This window comes from Kitasatospora sp. NPDC056076, from assembly GCF_042266305.1.
Classification (GTDB): domain Bacteria; phylum Actinomycetota; class Actinomycetes; order Streptomycetales; family Streptomycetaceae; genus Kitasatospora.
The window spans coordinates 17558-34941 of record NZ_JBHJWG010000001.1 but is presented as its reverse complement, the minus strand read 5'-3'; the positions used below and the strand labels follow the sequence as shown (position 1 = coordinate 34941).

The 17384-nt window shown below is 72.0% G+C and carries 23 protein-coding genes and 1 tRNA gene; 18 read left to right on the top strand and 6 right to left on the bottom strand.

Going from position 1 to position 17384, the window contains the following annotated elements; genetic code table 11:
- Positions 1-2: 2 nt before the first annotated feature.
- Positions 3-791 carry a GntR family transcriptional regulator gene (locus tag ACFC1T_RS00215; RefSeq protein WP_375882317.1) on the bottom strand — a complete coding sequence of 263 codons (789 nt, stop codon included), beginning with the start codon at positions 789-791 and terminating at the stop codon, positions 3-5.
- A 220-nt stretch (positions 792-1011) separates the two neighbouring features.
- Here ACFC1T_RS00215 and ACFC1T_RS00210 point away from each other — a divergent pair, with 220 nt between their 5' ends.
- From ACFC1T_RS00210 to ACFC1T_RS00140, 15 genes are all read left to right on the top strand, one after another.
- Positions 1012-1365, top strand: a complete 354-nt coding sequence (locus ACFC1T_RS00210) for a hypothetical protein (protein ID WP_350517620.1) — start codon at positions 1012-1014, stop codon at positions 1363-1365.
- Positions 1365-2768 carry an FtsK/SpoIIIE domain-containing protein gene (locus ACFC1T_RS00205; protein ID WP_375882314.1) on the top strand — a complete coding sequence of 468 codons (1404 nt, stop codon included), beginning with the start codon at positions 1365-1367 and terminating at the stop codon, positions 2766-2768. Before ACFC1T_RS00210 ends, ACFC1T_RS00205 begins: the two co-directional genes overlap by 1 nt.
- Before the next feature lie 83 nt (positions 2769-2851).
- Positions 2852-3064 carry a hypothetical protein gene (locus tag ACFC1T_RS00200; protein WP_375881554.1) on the top strand — a complete coding sequence of 71 codons (213 nt, stop codon included), beginning with the start codon at positions 2852-2854 and terminating at the stop codon, positions 3062-3064.
- Between the two features lie 5 nt (positions 3065-3069).
- On the top strand, positions 3070-3252 hold the full coding sequence (locus ACFC1T_RS00195; RefSeq protein ID WP_375881551.1) for a hypothetical protein: 183 nt from the start codon (positions 3070-3072) through the stop codon (positions 3250-3252).
- Positions 3249-3413, top strand: coding sequence for a hypothetical protein (locus ACFC1T_RS00190; protein WP_375881548.1), 165 nt, complete (start codon positions 3249-3251; stop codon positions 3411-3413). The genes ACFC1T_RS00195 and ACFC1T_RS00190 overlap by 4 nt, the downstream gene beginning before the upstream one ends.
- A 30-nt stretch (positions 3414-3443) precedes the next feature.
- A complete protein-coding gene (locus tag ACFC1T_RS00185) occupies positions 3444-3656 on the top strand; it encodes a hypothetical protein (RefSeq protein ID WP_375881546.1) in 213 nt (70 codons plus the stop codon).
- Between the two features lie 11 nt (positions 3657-3667).
- Positions 3668-4402 carry a DUF2637 domain-containing protein gene (locus ACFC1T_RS00180; RefSeq protein ID WP_375881543.1) on the top strand — a complete coding sequence of 245 codons (735 nt, stop codon included), beginning with the start codon at positions 3668-3670 and terminating at the stop codon, positions 4400-4402.
- Between the two features lie 12 nt (positions 4403-4414).
- On the top strand, positions 4415-4609 hold the full coding sequence (locus tag ACFC1T_RS00175) for a hypothetical protein (RefSeq protein ID WP_375881540.1): 195 nt from the start codon (positions 4415-4417) through the stop codon (positions 4607-4609).
- Positions 4610-4632: 23 nt separating this feature from the next.
- Positions 4633-5163, top strand: a complete 531-nt coding sequence (locus ACFC1T_RS00170) for a hypothetical protein (RefSeq protein ID WP_375881537.1) — start codon at positions 4633-4635, stop codon at positions 5161-5163.
- A gap of 90 nt (positions 5164-5253) precedes the next feature.
- Entirely contained in the window at positions 5254-5802 is a 549-nt protein-coding gene (locus ACFC1T_RS00165) for a GGDEF domain-containing protein (RefSeq protein ID WP_375881535.1), read from the top strand.
- Positions 5803-5903: 101 nt separating this feature from the next.
- On the top strand, positions 5904-6089 hold the full coding sequence (locus tag ACFC1T_RS00160; RefSeq protein WP_375881533.1) for a hypothetical protein: 186 nt from the start codon (positions 5904-5906) through the stop codon (positions 6087-6089).
- A gap of 3 nt (positions 6090-6092) precedes the next feature.
- Entirely contained in the window at positions 6093-6260 is a 168-nt protein-coding gene (locus ACFC1T_RS00155) for a hypothetical protein (protein ID WP_375881531.1), read from the top strand.
- Between the two features lie 63 nt (positions 6261-6323).
- Entirely contained in the window at positions 6324-7739 is a 1416-nt protein-coding gene (gene repSA / locus ACFC1T_RS00150; RefSeq protein ID WP_375881528.1) for a replication initiator protein RepSA, read from the top strand.
- Positions 7724-7942, top strand: coding sequence for an excisionase family DNA-binding protein (locus ACFC1T_RS00145; protein WP_375881525.1), 219 nt, complete (start codon positions 7724-7726; stop codon positions 7940-7942). Before repSA ends, ACFC1T_RS00145 begins: the two co-directional genes overlap by 16 nt.
- Positions 7942-9111 (top strand): tyrosine-type recombinase/integrase, encoded by a 1170-nt coding sequence (locus ACFC1T_RS00140; RefSeq protein WP_375881523.1) that lies wholly within the window; start codon positions 7942-7944, stop codon positions 9109-9111. The genes ACFC1T_RS00145 and ACFC1T_RS00140 overlap by 1 nt, the downstream gene beginning before the upstream one ends.
- Before the next feature lie 75 nt (positions 9112-9186).
- Here the strand turns inward: ACFC1T_RS00140 and ACFC1T_RS00135 are convergent.
- A tRNA-Thr gene (locus ACFC1T_RS00135) sits at positions 9187-9260 on the bottom strand.
- 281 nt (positions 9261-9541) lie between these two features.
- On the opposite strand from ACFC1T_RS00135, the gene ACFC1T_RS00130 reads away from it, so the two are divergent.
- From ACFC1T_RS00130 to ACFC1T_RS00120, 3 genes are all read left to right on the top strand, one after another.
- Entirely contained in the window at positions 9542-10633 is a 1092-nt protein-coding gene (locus ACFC1T_RS00130) for an ABC transporter ATP-binding protein (protein WP_375881521.1), read from the top strand.
- Between the two features lie 179 nt (positions 10634-10812).
- Positions 10813-11256, top strand: coding sequence for a hypothetical protein (locus ACFC1T_RS00125; protein WP_375881519.1), 444 nt, complete (start codon positions 10813-10815; stop codon positions 11254-11256).
- 153 nt (positions 11257-11409) lie between these two features.
- On the top strand, positions 11410-12198 hold the full coding sequence (locus tag ACFC1T_RS00120) for an NDP-sugar synthase (RefSeq protein WP_375881517.1): 789 nt from the start codon (positions 11410-11412) through the stop codon (positions 12196-12198).
- 133 nt (positions 12199-12331) lie between these two features.
- Here the strand turns inward: ACFC1T_RS00120 and ACFC1T_RS00115 are convergent, their stop codons facing one another.
- The 4 genes from ACFC1T_RS00115 to ACFC1T_RS00100 form a co-directional block, all read right to left on the bottom strand.
- Positions 12332-14050: a DoxX family membrane protein gene (locus ACFC1T_RS00115; RefSeq protein WP_375881514.1), complete on the bottom strand. Its 1719-nt coding sequence runs from the start codon at positions 14048-14050 to the stop codon at positions 12332-12334.
- Positions 14051-14238: 188 nt separating this feature from the next.
- A complete protein-coding gene (gene rlmB / locus ACFC1T_RS00110; RefSeq protein ID WP_375881511.1) occupies positions 14239-15231 on the bottom strand; it encodes a 23S rRNA (guanosine(2251)-2'-O)-methyltransferase RlmB in 993 nt (330 codons plus the stop codon).
- Between the two features lie 136 nt (positions 15232-15367).
- Positions 15368-16762: a cysteine--tRNA ligase gene (cysS, locus tag ACFC1T_RS00105; protein WP_375881509.1), complete on the bottom strand. Its 1395-nt coding sequence runs from the start codon at positions 16760-16762 to the stop codon at positions 15368-15370.
- Between the two features lie 114 nt (positions 16763-16876).
- Positions 16877-17272 (bottom strand): PPOX class F420-dependent oxidoreductase, encoded by a 396-nt coding sequence (locus ACFC1T_RS00100; RefSeq protein WP_375881507.1) that lies wholly within the window; start codon positions 17270-17272, stop codon positions 16877-16879.
- Positions 17273-17384 lie beyond the last annotated feature (112 nt).

Here is a 17384-nt window from a genome sequence, read left to right as displayed (position 1 = left end):
GCTCACCACCTGCTCAGCTGGGTCGTGTAGACCATCTCGGTGCGGTCGCCGGGCAGCGTTACGTCGGCGATCTCCACCACGCGGTCCGTCGTGTCGATGCAAGTCTTCCGGAGAACGATCACCGACACACCCACCGGCAGACCGAGTTCTTCCGTCTCCTCCGGCGTCGGCGGCCGGGCCCGGAAGGTCTCCACGATGTGGTCCAGCTCGATGCCGACGGTGAAGAGCTGGTTCTGCGTCCCGCCGGGCCACGGCTCCTGGTCCTCGCGGAGCAGGTCAGGGTTCCCGGAGATCAGGTCCAGGAGCAGGTACGACCGGGACACGTTGAACGGTGCCCGCTCCTCGCTGTAGCGGGTGCGGTAGGTGCGTTCCAGCAGCGTGGTTCCCTCGGGCACCCCGAAGGCTGCCGCGAGATCGGTGCTCGCCGGGATCTGCGCGTACTTGGCGTCGAACACGAGGTCGTTCACCGTGAGCCCGGTGTCGTGCTCGGTGGCGCCGGTCTTCAGCCGCTCTGCCTCGGGCTCGCGCGCGCGGTCCTTTTCCCACTGGTGGCGAAGGTTGTCCCGCTTGACCGGGGTCGGCTGCCGGCGGACGAACGTGCCCCGGCCATGCTGCTTCTCGACCAGTCCCTCGGCCGCGAGCACTCCGACGCCCTGGCGGACGGTCGGCACGCTCACCCGGTACTGATCGGCGAGCGCCGTTTCTGCCGGTAGCCGGTCGCCCTGCCCCAGCTCGCCGGCCTCGATCTGGCGCCTGAGATCGGCAGCGATCCGCTCGTACTGGTTGGCCATGGTGCTGGTCACCGTCCTGTCGTGGTCTCCCGCCCATCCTAAGTCCTAAAGAGGTGTTGACGACTAGCTGAGGAGCCGTCATAGTTTTCACCACAGCAACTCCTAATGAGGACTTGAGGACAAGATCTCAGGATGTGCTGATGACGCCCGGTATCTGCCGTGGTGAGGCTGCTCCGAGGACGACGAATCCCCCTCGGTGCCAGATGAAGGAGCCCAGCTCATGCGCTTCATCCCCGTCGACACGACCGCCGCGCTGGTGATGGTCGCCCAGGCGCCGCGCCCGAAGCTCAAGAACCGTCAGACCGGCGAGCCGGCCGTGGACGCCGAGACCGGCGCGATGCTGGTCACCCTCGACGTCACGTTCGTGGCCAACGGCGAGGCCGACATCCTGTCCCTGACCGTGCCGCAGCCGGGCGTCCCGGAGGGCCTGGCACCGGGCATGCTGGTGGCGCTGACCCGGCTGATCGCCCGGCCGTGGGAGAGCGAGTTCAACGGGCAGAAGCGCTCCGGGATCGCGTTCCGGGCCGACGCGGTGACGGTCGCCGCCCCGGTCCTCGCCGGCGCGAACGCCTGATCGCCGTGGACGCCCTCACGGCCGCGCTCCTGGAGCTGAGCGCCCCCGCCGCCGCTGTCGGCTCCGGCGTCCTCTACGCCAAGGCCAAGATGCCCCGGACGTACTGGGCGACGGTCGGCATCCCGCTGACCATCCACCGCATCCGGCACGACTACGAGAACGTCATGGAGGCCTGCGGGCTCACCGTGGAACCCTCGTTCTGGCGCGCCATGGCCTCGTCCGCCACCAACCGGCCGGCGAAGCCCGCAATGCCGAAGATCCGCAGCATGCAGGTGAGTTCGACCGGTCTGCGGGTTCGGCTCCGGCTCGCCCGGGGTCAGCAGACCAAGGACATGGCCGATGCGGCTGAGCGGCTTCGGCACGCCTGGGAGGTCCACGCGGTGCACGTCTCGGAGGTCAAGCCCGGGGTGGTGGAACTGCGGATCGTCGGCTTCGACGTACTTCGCAACGTGCGCATGCCGCGTCGGGCCACGGCCAAGTCCCGTGAGCTGCTGCGGGTTCCGGTCGCGCTGCGGGCCGATGGCACCGTCCACCACCGGGACTACCGGCAGGCTCCGAACGGGCTGAACCTGGGCGCCAACCAGTCCGGCAAGTCGATGTTCACCCGGAACCTGATCCACGGGCTCGCCCCTCAGCCGGTCGCCCTGGTCGGGATCGACTGCAAGCGCGGTGTCGAACAGCGCCCGTTCGCACCACGGCTGTCCGCTCTGGCCACTGACCAGGGCGAAGCGCTCGGGCTGCTGCTCGCGCTGCTGGTCGAGATGGACGACCGGTACGACCTCATCCGTGATCACCAGGGTGTTCCCGGGTCGGTGGCGGCCGAGGACGTGACCGCCGACATCTGGGGCCTGCCGGAGAAGATCCGGCCGGTGCCGATCGTCGTCCTGGTGGACGAGATCGCCGAACTCTTCCTGGTCGCCAGCAAGGCCGACGAGGAGCGGCGGAACCAGCTCGTCACGGCGCTCATCCGGCTCGCCCAACTCGCCCGCGCCGCAGGCATCTTCCTGGAGATCGCGGGCCAGCGCTTCGGCTCGGAGCTGGGTAAGGGCGCGACCCTGCTCCGCTCCCAGCTCACCGGTCGCACCGTCCACCGGGTCAACGACCTGGAGACGGCGAAGATGGGGCTCGGGGATGTCTCCGACGCCGCCGTCGTCGCCGCTACGAAGATCAGCCCGGACATGCCCGGCCTGGCCGTCGCCGGCGACACCTCCGGCCTCTGGTCCGAGATCCGCACGCCGTACCGCTCGCTCGCCGAAGTCGCCGCGCGCTGCACCGAGTTCGCGCACCTGACGCCCAACCTGGACCGTCTGGCGGCCTTCCGCCCGCAGGTCACTGCCCCTCTCACCATCCCGCCGATGCCTTCGGCGCCGCCGGACCTGATCCCGGTCTCGCTCGGCAAGTAGCGGCACCTCACCCACCGGCTGACGCGACCGCTTTCGCGCCAAGTCCCTACCCCTGCCATGCCTATCCGAAGGAGATCCACCCCGTGTCCCGCAAGCCGTCCATCTCCGAGATCGGTGCCTTCCTCGGTCACCTCAAGGCCTCCCGCGACAGCAAGGGCGACACCGGCCCGCTGCTCGCCGAGAAGGCCGATCTGCTGGAACGCATCGCCGCGGCCAACCCGGACGACCGCGACGCTGCCCAGATCGCCCGCGAAGCCCGCACCGCCGCCGACCGCGCCCAGCGCAACAGCGAGTGACCCGGGTGGCCGCCCGCAAGCGCACCGCGCCGCCGAAGCCCGCACCCTGCGAGCCCTGCAAGGGCACTGGCCAGATCACCGAGACCGTGTACGCCGGCCGGGGTGCGCGTCGCCGCCGGATCGCCGAGCAGGAAGCCACCTGCCTCGACTGCCTCGGCACCGGCGTCGCACTGGAGGTGTCGCTGTGATCCAGATCCGCGTGATCTGCGACGTCAACGACGTCCCGTTCATCGTCGCCGACCTCTGCCGGCTGTGGCACGTGCACGACGTCAAGGAGTACCCCGCCAAGGACTCCGGCCAGCGTCGCCTCTACCTCACCGTCACCCGCCGGTCGACCGGCGCCAAGTAGCAGGACCCCCACCCCGCACAGGAGACAGCAATGCAGCAGGACACCTACCACTGCGTCCTCACGATCCAGCGGACCACGAACAACGGGACCGCCAGCGCGACGTTCTCGGACACCCTCACGCCGACGCCGGGGATGACCCGCGCCGACGTGTTCAACCTGGCGATCACCCACCTGACCCAGCGCCGGCCGGATCTGACCGGCGGCACGGTCCTGCTCTTCTCCCTCGACAAGAACCAGCTCTGACGGGGCTCGCCATGCGCCGACTCCCCAAGCTGGACGCCGTACTGGCCCAGGCGATCATTGCCGCCGCTCTGTCCTTCGCCCACCTTCACGACCTCGCCGCGGCCGCCGGGCAGGCCGGATGGAAGTCCTGGGCCTACCCGGTCTCCGTGGACCTGCTGCTCGTCGCCGCCTGGCGCCGGATGCGTTCCGGCACCTCCCGCCGACTCGCCTGGTGCTGGTTCATCATCGCCCTGGCGGCCTCGCTCGGCGCCAACGTCGGCACCGCCGGACTGCTCGACCTCGGCAACGCCCCGGCCTGGCTCCGCGTCCTGGTCGCCGGCTGGCCCGCCGCCGCCTTCCTCGGCGGCACCCTGCTCGCCCACTCGGCCACCGCGCCCGCCGACGAAGCCCCGGTGGTGGAACTCGAACCGGACGACACCGAGACCGAGGAAGCCGAGCCGCTCTACGTCCCGGCTACCGAGCCGATCACCGAACCGGTCATCGAGCCGGAGCCTGTCGAACCGCCCGCGGCTGTCCCGGCGATCGAACCGGCTCCCGTCCCGGTACCGACCCCGGTGCCCGTGCCGGTTCCCACTCCGGTGCTGGCCCCGGCCCCCGCGGTCCCGGCGTTCCTGCTCGACCACGCCCGCAAGGTCGCCGACGACCACCGCACCCGCACCGGCACCCCGATCGACGCCGCCACGCTCCGCGCCCGCCTCGGCGTCCAAGACCCGCTCGCTTCGGCCCTCGTCGCCGAACTCGTCTGAAAGGCCCACCTGGTGAACATCCAGCTGCCGTTCATCGTCGTCCTCGCGATCGTCGCGTGGCTCATCGTCCGGCACCTCCGACTGCGCTGGTGGGTCGTCGCCGCCTTCGTCCTCCTCGGCTTCTACCTCGCCGACACCTCCGCCGCCCCGCTGATCGACAACACCACCCGCGACGGCGTGTCCGTCGTCAACAAGACCAACAAGTAGCAAGCCAGGAAGGAGAGTTGGCCATGAAGACCACCGTCCGCCTGCCGCCCCTGGTCACCGTCGACGGCTCCGGCCTCGTCGCCGAGATCGAGGCGTACTTGGCCTCGCTGCCCGCCCCGGCCCGCACCGCGGTCCCGTACGTCTCGCCGCTCGGCTCCACCGTCCAGGCCTGGAACGCCGGCTACCCGGTGCCGCGGCTCACGCTCCTCGACCGGCTCACCCACCGCCCGGCCCGCCCGGTCCCGGTGAGCGCCGCCGGCCACCTGCGGCTCACCTCCCGCTACATCGGCGCCTTCGGCTGGCTCCAGGGCGCCATGTGGGACTCGACCGGCCGCGTCTGCCTCCTCGGCGCCCAGGCCGCCGTCCTCGCCCACGGCTACGGCACCCCGGCCACCGTCACCACCGCTCGCGTCCAGGTCATGGAGATTCTGCACTCCACCGGCCGACCCGCCCGGTCCCCGGACGAGTACAACGACCGCCCCACCACCCGCCAGGCCGACATCCATCAGCTGCTCGACCGGGCCGCCGCCCGCGCCCAGCGCCTCGGCCTCTGACCTCCCCGGGGACGGCCAACACGCCGCCAGCATCCCGCCGCCCCGGAGATCGCAACCCCCATCCACGCCCGCCCATTACGGAGGACCACCATGGATCTCCCCACGGCCTTCGCCGCCGCTGTGCCGCTCATCGGATGGACCACCCACGCCGCCTGGCTGAACCAGCGCCTCGCGACCAGCCGCCGTGACCCGCTCACCGGGCTCCACACCCGCGACGGCTTCACCGCCCGCGCCCACCGGCTGACCCAGCACCACCCGGACCGCGCCTCGGTGCTGCTGGTCGACCTGGACGACTTCAAGGCCACCAACGACACCTACGGCCACGCCGCCGGCGACGCCGTGCTCACCGCGACCGCCGACCGCCTGTCCGCCTGGTGCGGCCGTACCGGCATCGCCGCCCGCCTCGGCGGAGACGAGTTCGCCGTCGTCGCCCTGGACGCCCCCGAGCGCCTGCCCGATCTGCGCGCGGCCCTCGACCAGCCGGTCCCGTACGCCGGCTTCACACTCCCGGCCTCCGCCTCGGTGGGCATCTGCCCCGTCACCGAGCTGCCGGTCGTCTCGCTCACGGACGCGCTCGCCTCCGCTGACCGGGACATGTACGCGCACAAGCGCGACGGCCGCACGACCCGCCGCCGCTGATTCCAAGACCGGCCCCGGGGCGGCAACACGCCGCCAAGCATCCCGCCGCCCCGAGGCCGCAACCCCTTCCCGAACCGAAGCCCACGAAGGAGACCACCATCATGCCGCAGCACAACCACACCCCGAGCCGGATCTGCCCGAACTGCTCCGGTTTCGCCTCCGTCGCCATCGCCACCGGCGTCCGCCTGCGCGACGGCTCCCGCGCCACCGTCCCGGTCACCTGCCAGACCTGCACCGGCACCGGGGCCGTCGCCCGCCCGCTGGCCACCGCCGCCAAGGCGGCCTGACCGATGGCCCTCCTCGACTGGCGCGACTCCAAGCACTGGGCTCCGAAGCCTGAACCCTGCGGCGTCTGTGACAAGCCCACCAACCTCCGCTCCGACCGCGGCAAGCCCGTCCACAAGGTCTGTGCCGAAGAGTGGCTCGACCGCCACCAGAAGCCCGCCAACCCGTCCTGAGCCGCTCGCCCCGGAGCCGCTCGACCACCCGGCTCCGGGGCCCTCTCCCGCAGGAGATGCCCCGTGCTCCACCAATTCCCGGACCGGCTGGCCCTCGCAGACCTGGCCCGCCTCGCCTCCCGAGGCGACCTTCCCCGCCTCCACGACCAGCTCCGCCGCACCGGCGGCTGCTCGAACCCGATGCACCTCAAGGGCTTCCGCACCCTCACCCACGCCCCGACCGGCGCCGTCTGGCACCGCTACTCCACCGACCACGAACCCGGCGGACGCCTCAAGGTCGCCTGCGGCAACCGCCGGGCCTCCCGGTGCCCCTCCTGCGCCCGGACCTACTCCGCGGACACCTTCCACCTGATCCGCGCCGGACTTGCCGGAGACCAGACCAAGGGTGTCCCGACCACGGTCCGCTCCCACCCCCGGGTCTTCGCCACCCTCACCGCCCCCTCGTTCGGCCCGGTCCACAACCGGCCCGACAAGGGCACCTGCCGCTGCGGCCACGTCCACCCCGCCGGCTCGCCCCTGTTGGGCACGCCGCTCGACCCGGAGCGCTACGAGTACGAGCACGCGGTGCTGTGGAACAACCACGCCCCCGACCTCTGGCGCCGCTTCACGATCTACCTGTTCCGGGTCATGGCGAAGATGGTCGGGCTGTACCAGTACGAGTTCAAGGAGCAGGCGAAGCTCTCGTTCGGCAAGGTCGCCGAGTACCAGCGCCGCGGGGCCGTGCACTTCCACGCCGTGATCCGCATCGACGGCCCCGGTGGGCCCGACACGCCCCCGCCCGCATGGGCCACCGTCGCCCTGCTGGACGCCGCGATCCGTGCCGCCGCCCGCCGCGCCGGCGTCCCCGTCGCCGCCGGAGGAGACCAGCCCGCCCGCGTCCTGGAGTGGGGCACGCAGGTCGACGTCCGCCCGATCGGTGCCTTCGCCGACGGAGAGATCACGGAGCGGGCCGTCGCCTCCTACATCGCCAAGTACGCCACCAAGTCCGCCGAGACCACCGAGACCGTGGACCGCCGCATCCTGGAGCGCCACGAACTCGACCGGCACGAACTGCCCGACCACACCCGCCGCCTGATCGAAGCCTGCTGGGACCTCGACCAGCACTACCCCGGCCGCCTGCTCGCGCACTGGTCCCACATGCTCGGCTTCCGCGGCCACTTCTCCAGCAAGTCCCCCACCTACTCGACCACCCTCGGCGCCCTCCGCCAGGTCCGCGCCGACTACCGCGCCGACCAGGCTCGCACCGAACTCCGCGAACGCCTGCTCGCCGCCGGCCTCCCCGACCTGGACGACCTGCCCGAAGCCGAGACCCTGGTCGTCGCCCACTGGGCCTTCGCCGGCGCCGGAAACTCCCCGGGCGAGTCCCTGCTCGCCGCCACCATCGCCCGGGACCTGCACGAACGCCACACCACCGACCGACAGGAGATGCGCGCACAACTCGCGCGAGAAGAGGGGGAACAGGCATGGACCGCCTGCTGACCGTCAAGGAAGTCGCCGAACGCCTCGGCACCTGGGAGACCAGCGGGGAACGGTTCCCCCGTCGGCTGATCGCCGAACGCCGCATCGTCTTCGTCAAGGTCGGCCACCACGTCCGCATCCCGGAAACGGCCCTCGCCGCCTACGTGGCCGCGAACACCGTCCAGCCGGCCACCCGGTCCCGTCGCCTGCGGGCGGTGGCGTGATGGCCAACTCCAGAGGCAACCGCCGCCGCTTCGGCTCGGTCCGCAAGCTCCCCTCCGGCCGCTTCCAGATCCGCTACCCCGACCCGGTCACCGGCCTGATGCGTCCCGGCGAGGAGACCTATCCCACCAAGACGGACGCCGACGTCGCGCTCACGCTCATCGAGGCCGACATCAAGCGCGACCAGTGGACGGACCCGGACGCCGGGAAGGTCAAGTTCGGTGACTTCGCCGACAAGTGGCTCAAGGAACGCAAGCTGGAGGACACCACCAGGGAGCGGTACGAGGGCGTCCTTCGGCTGCACATCAAGCCCGCGCTCGGCGGAAAGTTCATCTCCGAGATCACGGCCGCCCGCGTCCGCACGTGGCGAACTCGCCTACTGGAAAACGGAGTTGGCGAGCCGACCGTGGTCAAGGCGTACCAGCTCCTCCGCAGCATCATGACCACCGCCGTGGACGACGAGCTGATCAAGCGCAACCCGTGCCGGATCAAGGGCGCCGACGTCTACGACGTCCCGGAACGCCCGGTCCTGACCGTCCCCGAGGTGTACGCCGTGGCGGCGGCCATCCAGCCACAGTGGCGGGCGCTCGTACTGCTGACCGCGTTCACCACGCTCCGCCTCGGTGAGCTGGCCGCGCTCCACTGCCGGGATGTCGACCTGAACGCCCGGCTCCTCTGGGTCCGCTACAACCAGGCCGAGCTAAGCAGCGGCAAGCTCATCACCAAGGCGCCAAAGAGCCGCGCCGGCTTCCGCCCGGTGGCCTTCCCTGACCTGATCGTCCCGGACCTGGAGCAGCACCTTGAGCGTCACGCGGCCAAGGGACAGGATGGCCTGTTCTTCGTCGGCCCCCGGGGCGGCAAGCTCCGCCGAAGCAACTTCCGCGACGACTGGACGGCCGCCAAGGCCAAGGCCGGCGTCTCCCCGGACATCCACTTCCACGACGTTCGGCACACCGGCAACAACATCGCCGCGCAGAACGGGGCCAGCACCCGGGAGCTCATGACCAGGATGGGCCACAGCACCACCCGGGCCGCGCTGATCTACCAGCACATGACTAGCGACCGGGACCGTGCCATCGCCGACAGGATGGGCGAGGCTGCCCGTAAGGCTCTCGGGGACGACGACGATCCGCCGGACGCTTCTGGCACGCCCGTGGCACAGCCCGGGTAGCACCGCAGCAACGACGAAGGGCCAGCTCCTCCGGATCACCCCGGTGAGCTGGCCCTTCGGGCGTCTCCGCCCCTGAGCCCCCTGTCGGGTTCGAACCGACGACCCCCGCTTTACAAGAGCGGTGCTCTGGCCAGCTGAGCTAAGGAGGCACGGTGGCCGTCCGCGATGGATCACGGCGGCACCGGGGGCAGTCTACCGGGCCGGGGTGGTGGGGTGGGGGGATATCCCGGGGTTGGCGGGGTGGGTGGGCGTGATGGAACCGATGCGGAAAAGCGGGCGGCGGGGGGCTGACAAGCGGCGGAAGCGCAGGTAGCGTCGCCGGGAGTCGGTATGTGCAGTGGTTCAGACCACTGCCCGGCCGACCGAGACGAACGAACCCCCTTTACTCGGATCGTCCGGCACGTTCCTGCCGGTGAAGGAGAGAACGACCATGGCTTCTGTCACGTACGACCAGGCGACCCGTGTCTACCCCGGGGCGACCAAGCCGTCGGTGGACGCGCTGGACCTGGAGATCGCGGACGGCGAATTCCTCGTGCTGGTCGGCCCGTCGGGCTGCGGCAAGTCGACCAGCCTGCGCATGCTGGCCGGTCTGGAGGACGTCAACAGCGGCGCGATCCGGATCGGCGACCGGGACGTCACCCACCTGCCGCCGAAGGACCGGGACATCGCGATGGTGTTCCAGAACTACGCGCTCTACCCGCACATGACCGTCGCCGAGAACATGGGCTTCGCGCTCAAGATCGCCGGCGTGAACAAGGCGGACATCCGCATCAAGGTCGAGGAGGCGGCGAAGATCCTCGACCTGACCGACTACCTGGACCGCAAGCCGAAGGCGCTGTCCGGCGGTCAGCGCCAGCGTGTCGCGATGGGCCGGGCGATCGTCCGCCAGCCGCAGGTCTTCCTGATGGACGAGCCGCTGTCGAACCTGGACGCCAAGCTCCGCGTCTCGACCCGCACCCAGATCGCCGGCCTGCAGCGCCGCCTGGGCATCACCACGGTGTACGTCACCCACGACCAGACCGAGGCGCTCACCATGGGCGACCGGGTCGCGGTGCTCAAGGACGGTCTGCTCCAGCAGGTCGACACCCCGCGCAACATGTACGACAAGCCCGCGAACCTGTTCGTGGCCGGCTTCATCGGCTCGCCCGCCATGAACCTGGTCGAGGTGCCGCTGGTGGACGGCGGCGTGAAGTTCGGCGGCTCGGTGGTCAACATCTCCCGCGAGGACCTGGCCGGCGCCGCGACGGACAAGACGGTGACCGTCGGCATCCGCCCCGAGCACTTCCAGATCGTCCCGGCGGGCGGCATCGAGGGTGTCGCGGTGACGGTGAACGTGGTCGAGGAGCTCGGCTCGGACGGCTTCGTCTACGGCACCACCCAGATCGGCGGCGTGGACAAGGACCTGGTCGTCCGCGTGCCCGGCCGCCAGATCCCGGCCCGCGGCGAGACCGTCCACGTCGTGCCGACCGCCGAGGAGACCCACGTCTTCTCCACCAGCACCGGGGCCCGCCTGGGCCGCTGACGCCCGGCACACCTCCCCTCGCACGGGGCAGCTCCGGAGCCCGTCGGACCGTTCGCGGTCCGGCGGGCTCCGTCCGTACACCCCCACGTCAACACGGTGCAGGGACAACCCGGACACCCTGTCACTCGATGGCGTGACGGAGGGCGATCCGGGGCCTACCCACCGCTACTCTCCTGAGGGTGAAGCAGCTTGTGCGCCGTATCGGCCAGACCGTCGCCCTGACCCTGCCGGTCGTCCTGGTGACCACCGGCACCCTCGCCGTGACCCGGGTCCCGTGGGCCCCGCCGACCGCGCTCGACCAGCAGGTCGTGGCGGCCTCCAGCGGCGACGGCGTCGGCATCGGGCGGTCGTCCGCGGCCGCCGCCAGGACGGACGGGCTCGCCCCGCAGGACTCGCTGCGGGTGGCGCTGCTGGACGAGCTGCGCGCCAAGAACCCGTCCGCCGCGCTGGACCTGCTGGAGCGCTCGATGCGCGAGCAGCCGTCGCTGACGCCGTACTGCACCTCGCTGGCCACCGAGTTGGGCAAGGCGGCGGTCCGCAAGTACCAGGGCGACGTGCAGCGCGCGCGCTCCTTCGCCCGCCCGGTCTGCGACGGCGCCTTCGCGGCCGGCGTCGTCGGCTGACGGATCCCCGGAAGGCCGGCGGATCCCCGGAAGGCCGACGGCATCGTCGGCCGGCGGACAGCCGGGCGGCCGGGCGGCCGGGCGGCCGGCGGATCACCGGACGAGCGGTCCACTTGAGGCGCCAACCCCCTTCCGGCGCCCTATTGTTCAGCCATGACCGCTGACTCCGGCACCACCGCCGACCTCGCGTCCCCGCAGCCCCACCACACCCGGCCGACCACGACTCCCGTCACCCAGGCCGTGATCCTGGCCGGCGGCCAGGGTTCCCGGCTGCGCCCCTACACGGACGACCGCCCCAAGCCGCTGGTCGAGATCCCGGGGACGGGCACGCCGATCCTCGGCCACCAGCTGGCCTGGCTGGCCGCCGAGGGCGTCACCGACGTCGTGGTGTCCTGCGGTCACCTGGCCGACGTGCTGGAGGAGTGGCTCGACACGGCGGACCTGCCGCTGCGGGTGCGCACCGTGGTCGAGGCCGAGCCGCTGGGGCGCGGCGGCGGGCTCAAGTACGCGGCGAAGGCGCTGCCGCGCCCGGACGAGCCCTGGTACGCCACCAACGGCGACATCTGGACCCGGTTCAGCCTGCGCGACATGGCCGCCTTCCACCACGAGCGGGACGCCGTCGCGACGCTCGCGCTGGCCCGGCCGCGGATCCCGTGGGGCGCCGTGGAGACCGACCAGTTCGGCAACGTGCTGGACTTCATCGAGGCCCCGCCCTCGCCCTTCCTGATCAACGCCGGCCTGTACGTGTTCAGCCCGGAGTTCGCCGAGCTGCTGCCGGACGTGGGCGACCACGAGCGCACCACCTTCCCCCAACTCGCCCGCAGCAAGCGGCTTGCCGGGTACCAGCTGCCGCAGGGCGTGTACTGGCGCGCGATCGACACCGCGAAGGACCTCACCGAGGCGGCCAAGGAGCTCGCCGCCTACCGCGACAGCTCCCGCTGACGACGCGGAGACCGGCCGAGAACAGGCGGAGGACGGGCACAGGCCCGGCGAGGGCAAGCCCGCGGAACCGCCGAGCAGCACGACGGCCGGGTGCTCCCCCACGGAGCACCCGGCCGTAGCGCGTCCGGCGGCCTCAGGTGGCGGTCGGCGTCCCCGGACGGGAGGACTGCCCACCGGCCTGCCCGTCGGCCTGTCCACCGGCCTCTCCGCCGGACAGGCCGGCCAGCGGCCCGCTGCCCAGTACCGGTCCGCTGCCCAGCACCCCGCCGAGCAGCCCGGAGCCGTTGCTCGGGCTGGGCTTGGGCGCGTTACCCGAGCCGCCGGGGGCCGGGGTCCGCTGGGCGGGCGCGGAGCCGGACCCGGCGGACGGCGCGGCGGGCGCCGGGGAGGAGCCGCCGCTCTCGGGCTTGCCGGAGTGCTTGCCGCTGGGCGTGGCCCCGGCCGACTTGGCGGGGGCGGTGGACGGCGTGCCGGCGCTCGGGGTGGGGGTGGCCGGGCGGGGGGCGGCGGGCTGGGGCTGGGTGGACGCGCCCTGGCCGCCGGGGGCGCCGGACGGGCTGCCGGACGGCCACACCGGGGTGCCGTAGTCGCCGGACGGTCGGCCGGGCTCCTGGTGCGGGCGGCCGCCGGTACGGACGGCCGCGCCGAGCATCGAGCCGAGCAGCAGGGTGAGGCCGACCACGACGGTGGTGACGACCGCGCCGCGGCGCAGCACCCGGCGGCGCAGCGCACCGGGGGCACCGGTGCCGATCCGGCGCCAGGCCTCCAGGTTGAGCCGTCCGTCGAGCGAGGCGAACGGCGCCCCGGCGATCAGCAGCGGGCTCCAGGCCGCGAGGAAGATCAGGTCGGGGGTGTCGTAGACCGGGACGGCCCGCCAGCTGACGGTGAACAGCAGCACGGCGGAGAGCAGCATGGCCGCCCCGGCGGCGAGCCGCTGCCACAGGCCGAGGACGGTCAGCACGCCGACCACGATCTCGGTGAACGACACCACCAGGCCGGAGCCGACGGGGTGCGCCATCGCGAAGGCGAGCAGCGGCTCGGCGACCTTCCACGGGTGCAGCGAGGAGAGCCAGCGCATCATGGAGCCGCGCTCGCCGCCGTCGAAGTACACCGGGTCGCAGAGCTTGCTGAACCCGGCGTAGACGGAGAGCGAGCCGAGCACCGCGCGCAGCGGCAGCAGCACCAGGCCGAGGTCGACCCGGCGGCCGGGGTACCAGGGCTGCTTGCCGTCGGCCGCGGAGGCGGCGGAGACCTCCGGCAGTTCGCCGCTGGGGGTCCAGCCGTGCGGCTCGCCGACCGGGCCGACGCCGGCGTCGGTGGCGGTGCCGCTGCCCTCGCGCGGCTGGCGGGGGACGGTCCGGGCGCCCGCGTAGGCGGGCAGCACCTGGGTGTCCGCGCCGTCGGGGCCGCCGCCGGGCGCGCCGTTGGTCCGCACCGCTTCCAGGAGCCGGGTGGCCGCGAGGTCGCCGGGGGCCGCCTGGCCGGTCCAGGTGACGGCGGTGACCCGGCCCTTGCGGCGCTGCGCGCCGCCGGCGGCCCCGGCCGCGGCTCCGGCCAGCGCCGGGACGGCGGAGGCGGGCACGACGACCTGCGGGGTGACCAGCGGACGGCGGATCAGGCCCTGGTTGGCGTAGGGGTCGCCGAACGCGGCGCCGGTGGACAGCAGTCCCGCCGGGGCGTCGATCAGCGGCGCCACCGGGGTGCCGAGCCGGAGTCGGAAGCTCGCCTGGGTGCTGCTGAGGCGCGCGGGGTCCGACGGCACCTTGACGGTGTCGATCCCGGGGCCCGCCTCTATCCCGGTGCTGCCCCCGCCGAACAGGGGGCGCCGAGGTGTTCTGGTGTCCACGTCCACGCCCGTCTAACCGGGTGACGGCCGCTTAGGACACTCTCCCGGGTGGATGTCCGGCGCATACTTGAAGTGATCATGAGAAAAGCGATCGGACCCGGTCGGGCCCGATCGCTTTTCACTCGGATCGCGGAGAATTCAGAAGTTCTCCTGCGGACGGGGGTCCGTCCGTGCTGGTCCGGACCTGCCGGGAATCAGCGCTTGGCGCGCATGCGGGCGGCCTCGTACAGCACGATGCCCGCCGCGACACCGGCGTTCAGCGACTCGGTCAGGCCGCTCATCGGGATCCGGACCCGCATGTCGCAGGTCTCGGAGACCAGGCGGGACAGGCCCTTGCCCTCGCTGCCCGCGACGATCACCACGGGGCCGTTCAGCAGCTCCAGGTCGCCCAGCTCGGCCTCGCCGTCGGCGGCCAGGCCGACGACCATCAGGCCGGCCTTCTGGTAAGCCTCCAGGGTGCGGGTCATGTTGGTGGCGCGGGCCACGGGCAGCCGGGCGGCGGCGCCGGAGGAGGTCTTCCAGGCACCGGCGGTCATGCCAGCCGCACGGCGCTCGGGGATGACCACGCCGTGCGCGCCGAAGGCGGCGGCGGAGCGGACCACGGCGCCGAGGTTGCGCGAGTCGGTGACCCCGTCCAGCGCGATGATCAGCGCGTCCTGGCCGGCGTCGGAGGCCTCGGCGAGCAGGTCCTCGGGGTGGGCGTACTCGTACGGCGGGACCTGCAGCACCAGGCCCTGGTGGTTCATCCCGCCGGTCATCTGGTCCAGCTGCGCGCGCGGGGCCTCCATCAGCGGGATGCCGCGCTCGTTGGCGGCCTGGAAGGCGTCGCGCACCCGGTCGTCGGTGTCGATGAACTGCTGGACGTACAGGGCGTTGGCGGGCACGTCGCCCTTGAGCGCCTCGACCACCGAGTTGCGGCCGAAGACCAGCTCGGCACTGCCCGCGCCGCCGCGGCCGCCCCGGCCGCCGGCACCGGCCCGGCGCATGCCGGCCCGGGCCTTGGCGTCCCGCTCGCGCTTGATCGCGGCGTTGGCGGCCCGCTGCTTGGGGTGGCCCTTGCGCTCCTCACCGGGCGGGGTCGGGCCCTTGCCCTGCAGCGCCTTCCGGCTGTGCCCGCCGGTACCGACAGCGGCCCCCTTCTTCGACCCGGGGTTGCGGCGGTTCCTGCGCTGGCTGTTGCCGGCCATGGCTGTACTTCCTGTCTGTCCGGCATGCCCGGCCGCTCCGCTCGGTGCGGCGGCGGCCGACGGCATGCGCTACGTCATGCGGGAGGGCCGCACCGGTCCGGTACGGCCCACCCATCACCCCGATCGTCAGATGGGGTTACTGGCTGTTGATCGTCCAGCGCGGGCCGGACGGGGTGTCCTCGATCACCAACCCGGCCAGGCCGAGCTGGTCGCGGATGGCGTCCGCGGTGGCGAAGTCCTTGCGCTGGCGCGCCGCCTGCCGCTGGTCCAGGACCAGACGGACCAGCGAGTCGACCACACCGTGGAGGTCCTCGCCGCGCTCCGCCCCGGCCCACTGCGGGTCGAGCGGATCGAGGCCCAGTACACCGAGCATCGCACGGACCTCGGCCAGTCGCGCCACCACGCTCTCCTTGTCGTCCGCGTTCAGGGCGCTGTTGCCCTGGCGGACGGCGGTGTGCACGACGGCCAGCGCCTGCGGGACGCCGAAGTCGTCGTCCATCGCCTCGGCGAAGGCCGACGGCACCTCGGGCGCCGCATCGACCTTGCCGCAGCGCTCGACGGCCCGCTGGATGAAGCCCTCGATCCGGCCGAAGCCGACCTCGGCCTCGCGCAGCGCGTCCTCGCTGTACTCGATCATCGAGCGGTAGTGCGCGGCGCCCAGGTAGTAGCGGAGCACGATCGGCCGCCACGCCCGGACCATCTCGGAGACCAGCACCGAGTTGCCGAGCGACTTGCTCATCTTCTCGCCGGCCATGGTGACCCAGGCGTTGTGCACCCAGAAGGCGGCGAAGTCGTCGCCGTAGGCCTTGGACTGGGCGATCTCGTTCTCGTGGTGCGGGAAGATCAGGTCCAGCCCGCCGCCGTGGATGTCGAAGGCCGGGCCCAGGTACTTGTGCACCATCGCCGAGCACTCCAGGTGCCAGCCCGGACGGCCGCGGCCCCAGGGCGTCTCCCAGCTCGGCTCGCCCGGCTTGGCGGCCTTCCACATCGCGAAGTCGCGCTGGTCGCGCTTGCCGGTCTCGCCCTCGCCCTCGGGCTGGCGCAGGTCGGCGAGCTTCTGGTTGGAGAGCGCCAGGTAGTCGGGGTACGACTTCACGTCGAAGTAGACGTTGCCGTCGACCGCGTAGGCGTGGCCCTTCTCGATGAGCCCCTGCATCATCTCGATCATCTCGGGCACGTGCCCGGTGGCCCGCGGCTCGACGGTCGGCGGCAGGCAGCCGAGCGCGTTGTAACCGTCGTTGAAGGCGCGCTCGTTCTCGTAGGCGATCTGCCACCACGGCGTGCCGAGCTCGCGCTCCTTGGCGATGATCTTGTCGTCGATGTCGGTGACGTTGCGGACGAAGGTCACCTGGTAGCCGCGGTAGGCGAACCACCGCTGCATGATGTCGAAGTTGAGGCCGGACCGGATGTGCCCGATGTGTGGCGCCGACTGGACGGTAGCGCCGCACAGGTAGATCGAGACACAACCCGGTACAAGCGGGACGAAGTCGCGTACCTGTCGGGTGCTGGTGTCGTACAGACGAATGCTCACAGCGTCAAGCGTAGTGGGCGGCGGGGGGTGCCCCGCGACATTAACCGGGAACGGACCGGGCATTCCCCGGGGAACGGCGGGACCGCCCCGGGGAATCGCGGCCCGTCCGGCCGGTCAGATGCTGCCGACCACCTTGCGCGGGCTGAGCCGGACGACCACCCGGACGTCGTCCGGACCGTCGAAGCCGTACTCCTGGTCACCGCGGTACTTGAAGCCCAGCTCGTTGATCAACTCCCGGCCGCCCTCGGTGGTCAGCGTCACCGAACCGCGGACCTCCAGGTACTCGTACGGGCTCTCCGGCGGGTTGATCACGATCGAGGCCCGCGGGTCCTTCACCAGGTTGAGGTGCTTGCGGCGGCCCTGGACCGTGGAGAACAGGATGTCGTCGCCGTCCCGCTTGACCCAGACCACCGAGGACTGGGGGCTGCCGTCCGGCTGGATCGTGGAGACCACGGCGAAGCTCTTGCCGTCGATCAACGCCTTGGCGCGGTCGGAGAGTTGGGAAGTCATCGGGAACCTCTTCTCGTCGGCGACGGTACGACCCGGGGGTGAGCTCCGCACGGGCCCGGACCGAACCCTACCGATCCGGGCCCCCACGGCATTCGGTGAACACCCGTCAACA

Coding starts and splice junctions, on each gene's coding strand:
- ACFC1T_RS00155 (WP_375881531.1), top strand. CDS start 6,093: ATGGCCCTCCTCGACTGGCGCGACTCCAAGCACTGGGCTCCGAAGCCT.
- ACFC1T_RS00130 (WP_375881521.1), top strand. CDS start 9,542: ATGGCTTCTGTCACGTACGACCAGGCGACCCGTGTCTACCCCGGGGCG.
- ACFC1T_RS00185 (WP_375881546.1), top strand. CDS start 3,444: ATGCAGCAGGACACCTACCACTGCGTCCTCACGATCCAGCGGACCACG.
- ACFC1T_RS00100 (WP_375881507.1), bottom strand. CDS start 17,272: ATGACTTCCCAACTCTCCGACCGCGCCAAGGCGTTGATCGACGGCAAG.
- ACFC1T_RS00210 (WP_350517620.1), top strand. CDS start 1,012: ATGCGCTTCATCCCCGTCGACACGACCGCCGCGCTGGTGATGGTCGCC.
- ACFC1T_RS00170 (WP_375881537.1), top strand. CDS start 4,633: ATGAAGACCACCGTCCGCCTGCCGCCCCTGGTCACCGTCGACGGCTCC.
- ACFC1T_RS00215 (WP_375882317.1), bottom strand. CDS start 791: ATGGCCAACCAGTACGAGCGGATCGCTGCCGATCTCAGGCGCCAGATC.
- ACFC1T_RS00160 (WP_375881533.1), top strand. CDS start 5,904: ATGCCGCAGCACAACCACACCCCGAGCCGGATCTGCCCGAACTGCTCC.
- rlmB (WP_375881511.1), bottom strand. CDS start 15,231: ATGGCCGGCAACAGCCAGCGCAGGAACCGCCGCAACCCCGGGTCGAAG.
- ACFC1T_RS00145 (WP_375881525.1), top strand. CDS start 7,724: ATGGACCGCCTGCTGACCGTCAAGGAAGTCGCCGAACGCCTCGGCACC.
- ACFC1T_RS00140 (WP_375881523.1), top strand. CDS start 7,942: ATGGCCAACTCCAGAGGCAACCGCCGCCGCTTCGGCTCGGTCCGCAAG.
- ACFC1T_RS00120 (WP_375881517.1), top strand. CDS start 11,410: ATGACCGCTGACTCCGGCACCACCGCCGACCTCGCGTCCCCGCAGCCC.
- ACFC1T_RS00165 (WP_375881535.1), top strand. CDS start 5,254: ATGGATCTCCCCACGGCCTTCGCCGCCGCTGTGCCGCTCATCGGATGG.
- ACFC1T_RS00180 (WP_375881543.1), top strand. CDS start 3,668: ATGCGCCGACTCCCCAAGCTGGACGCCGTACTGGCCCAGGCGATCATT.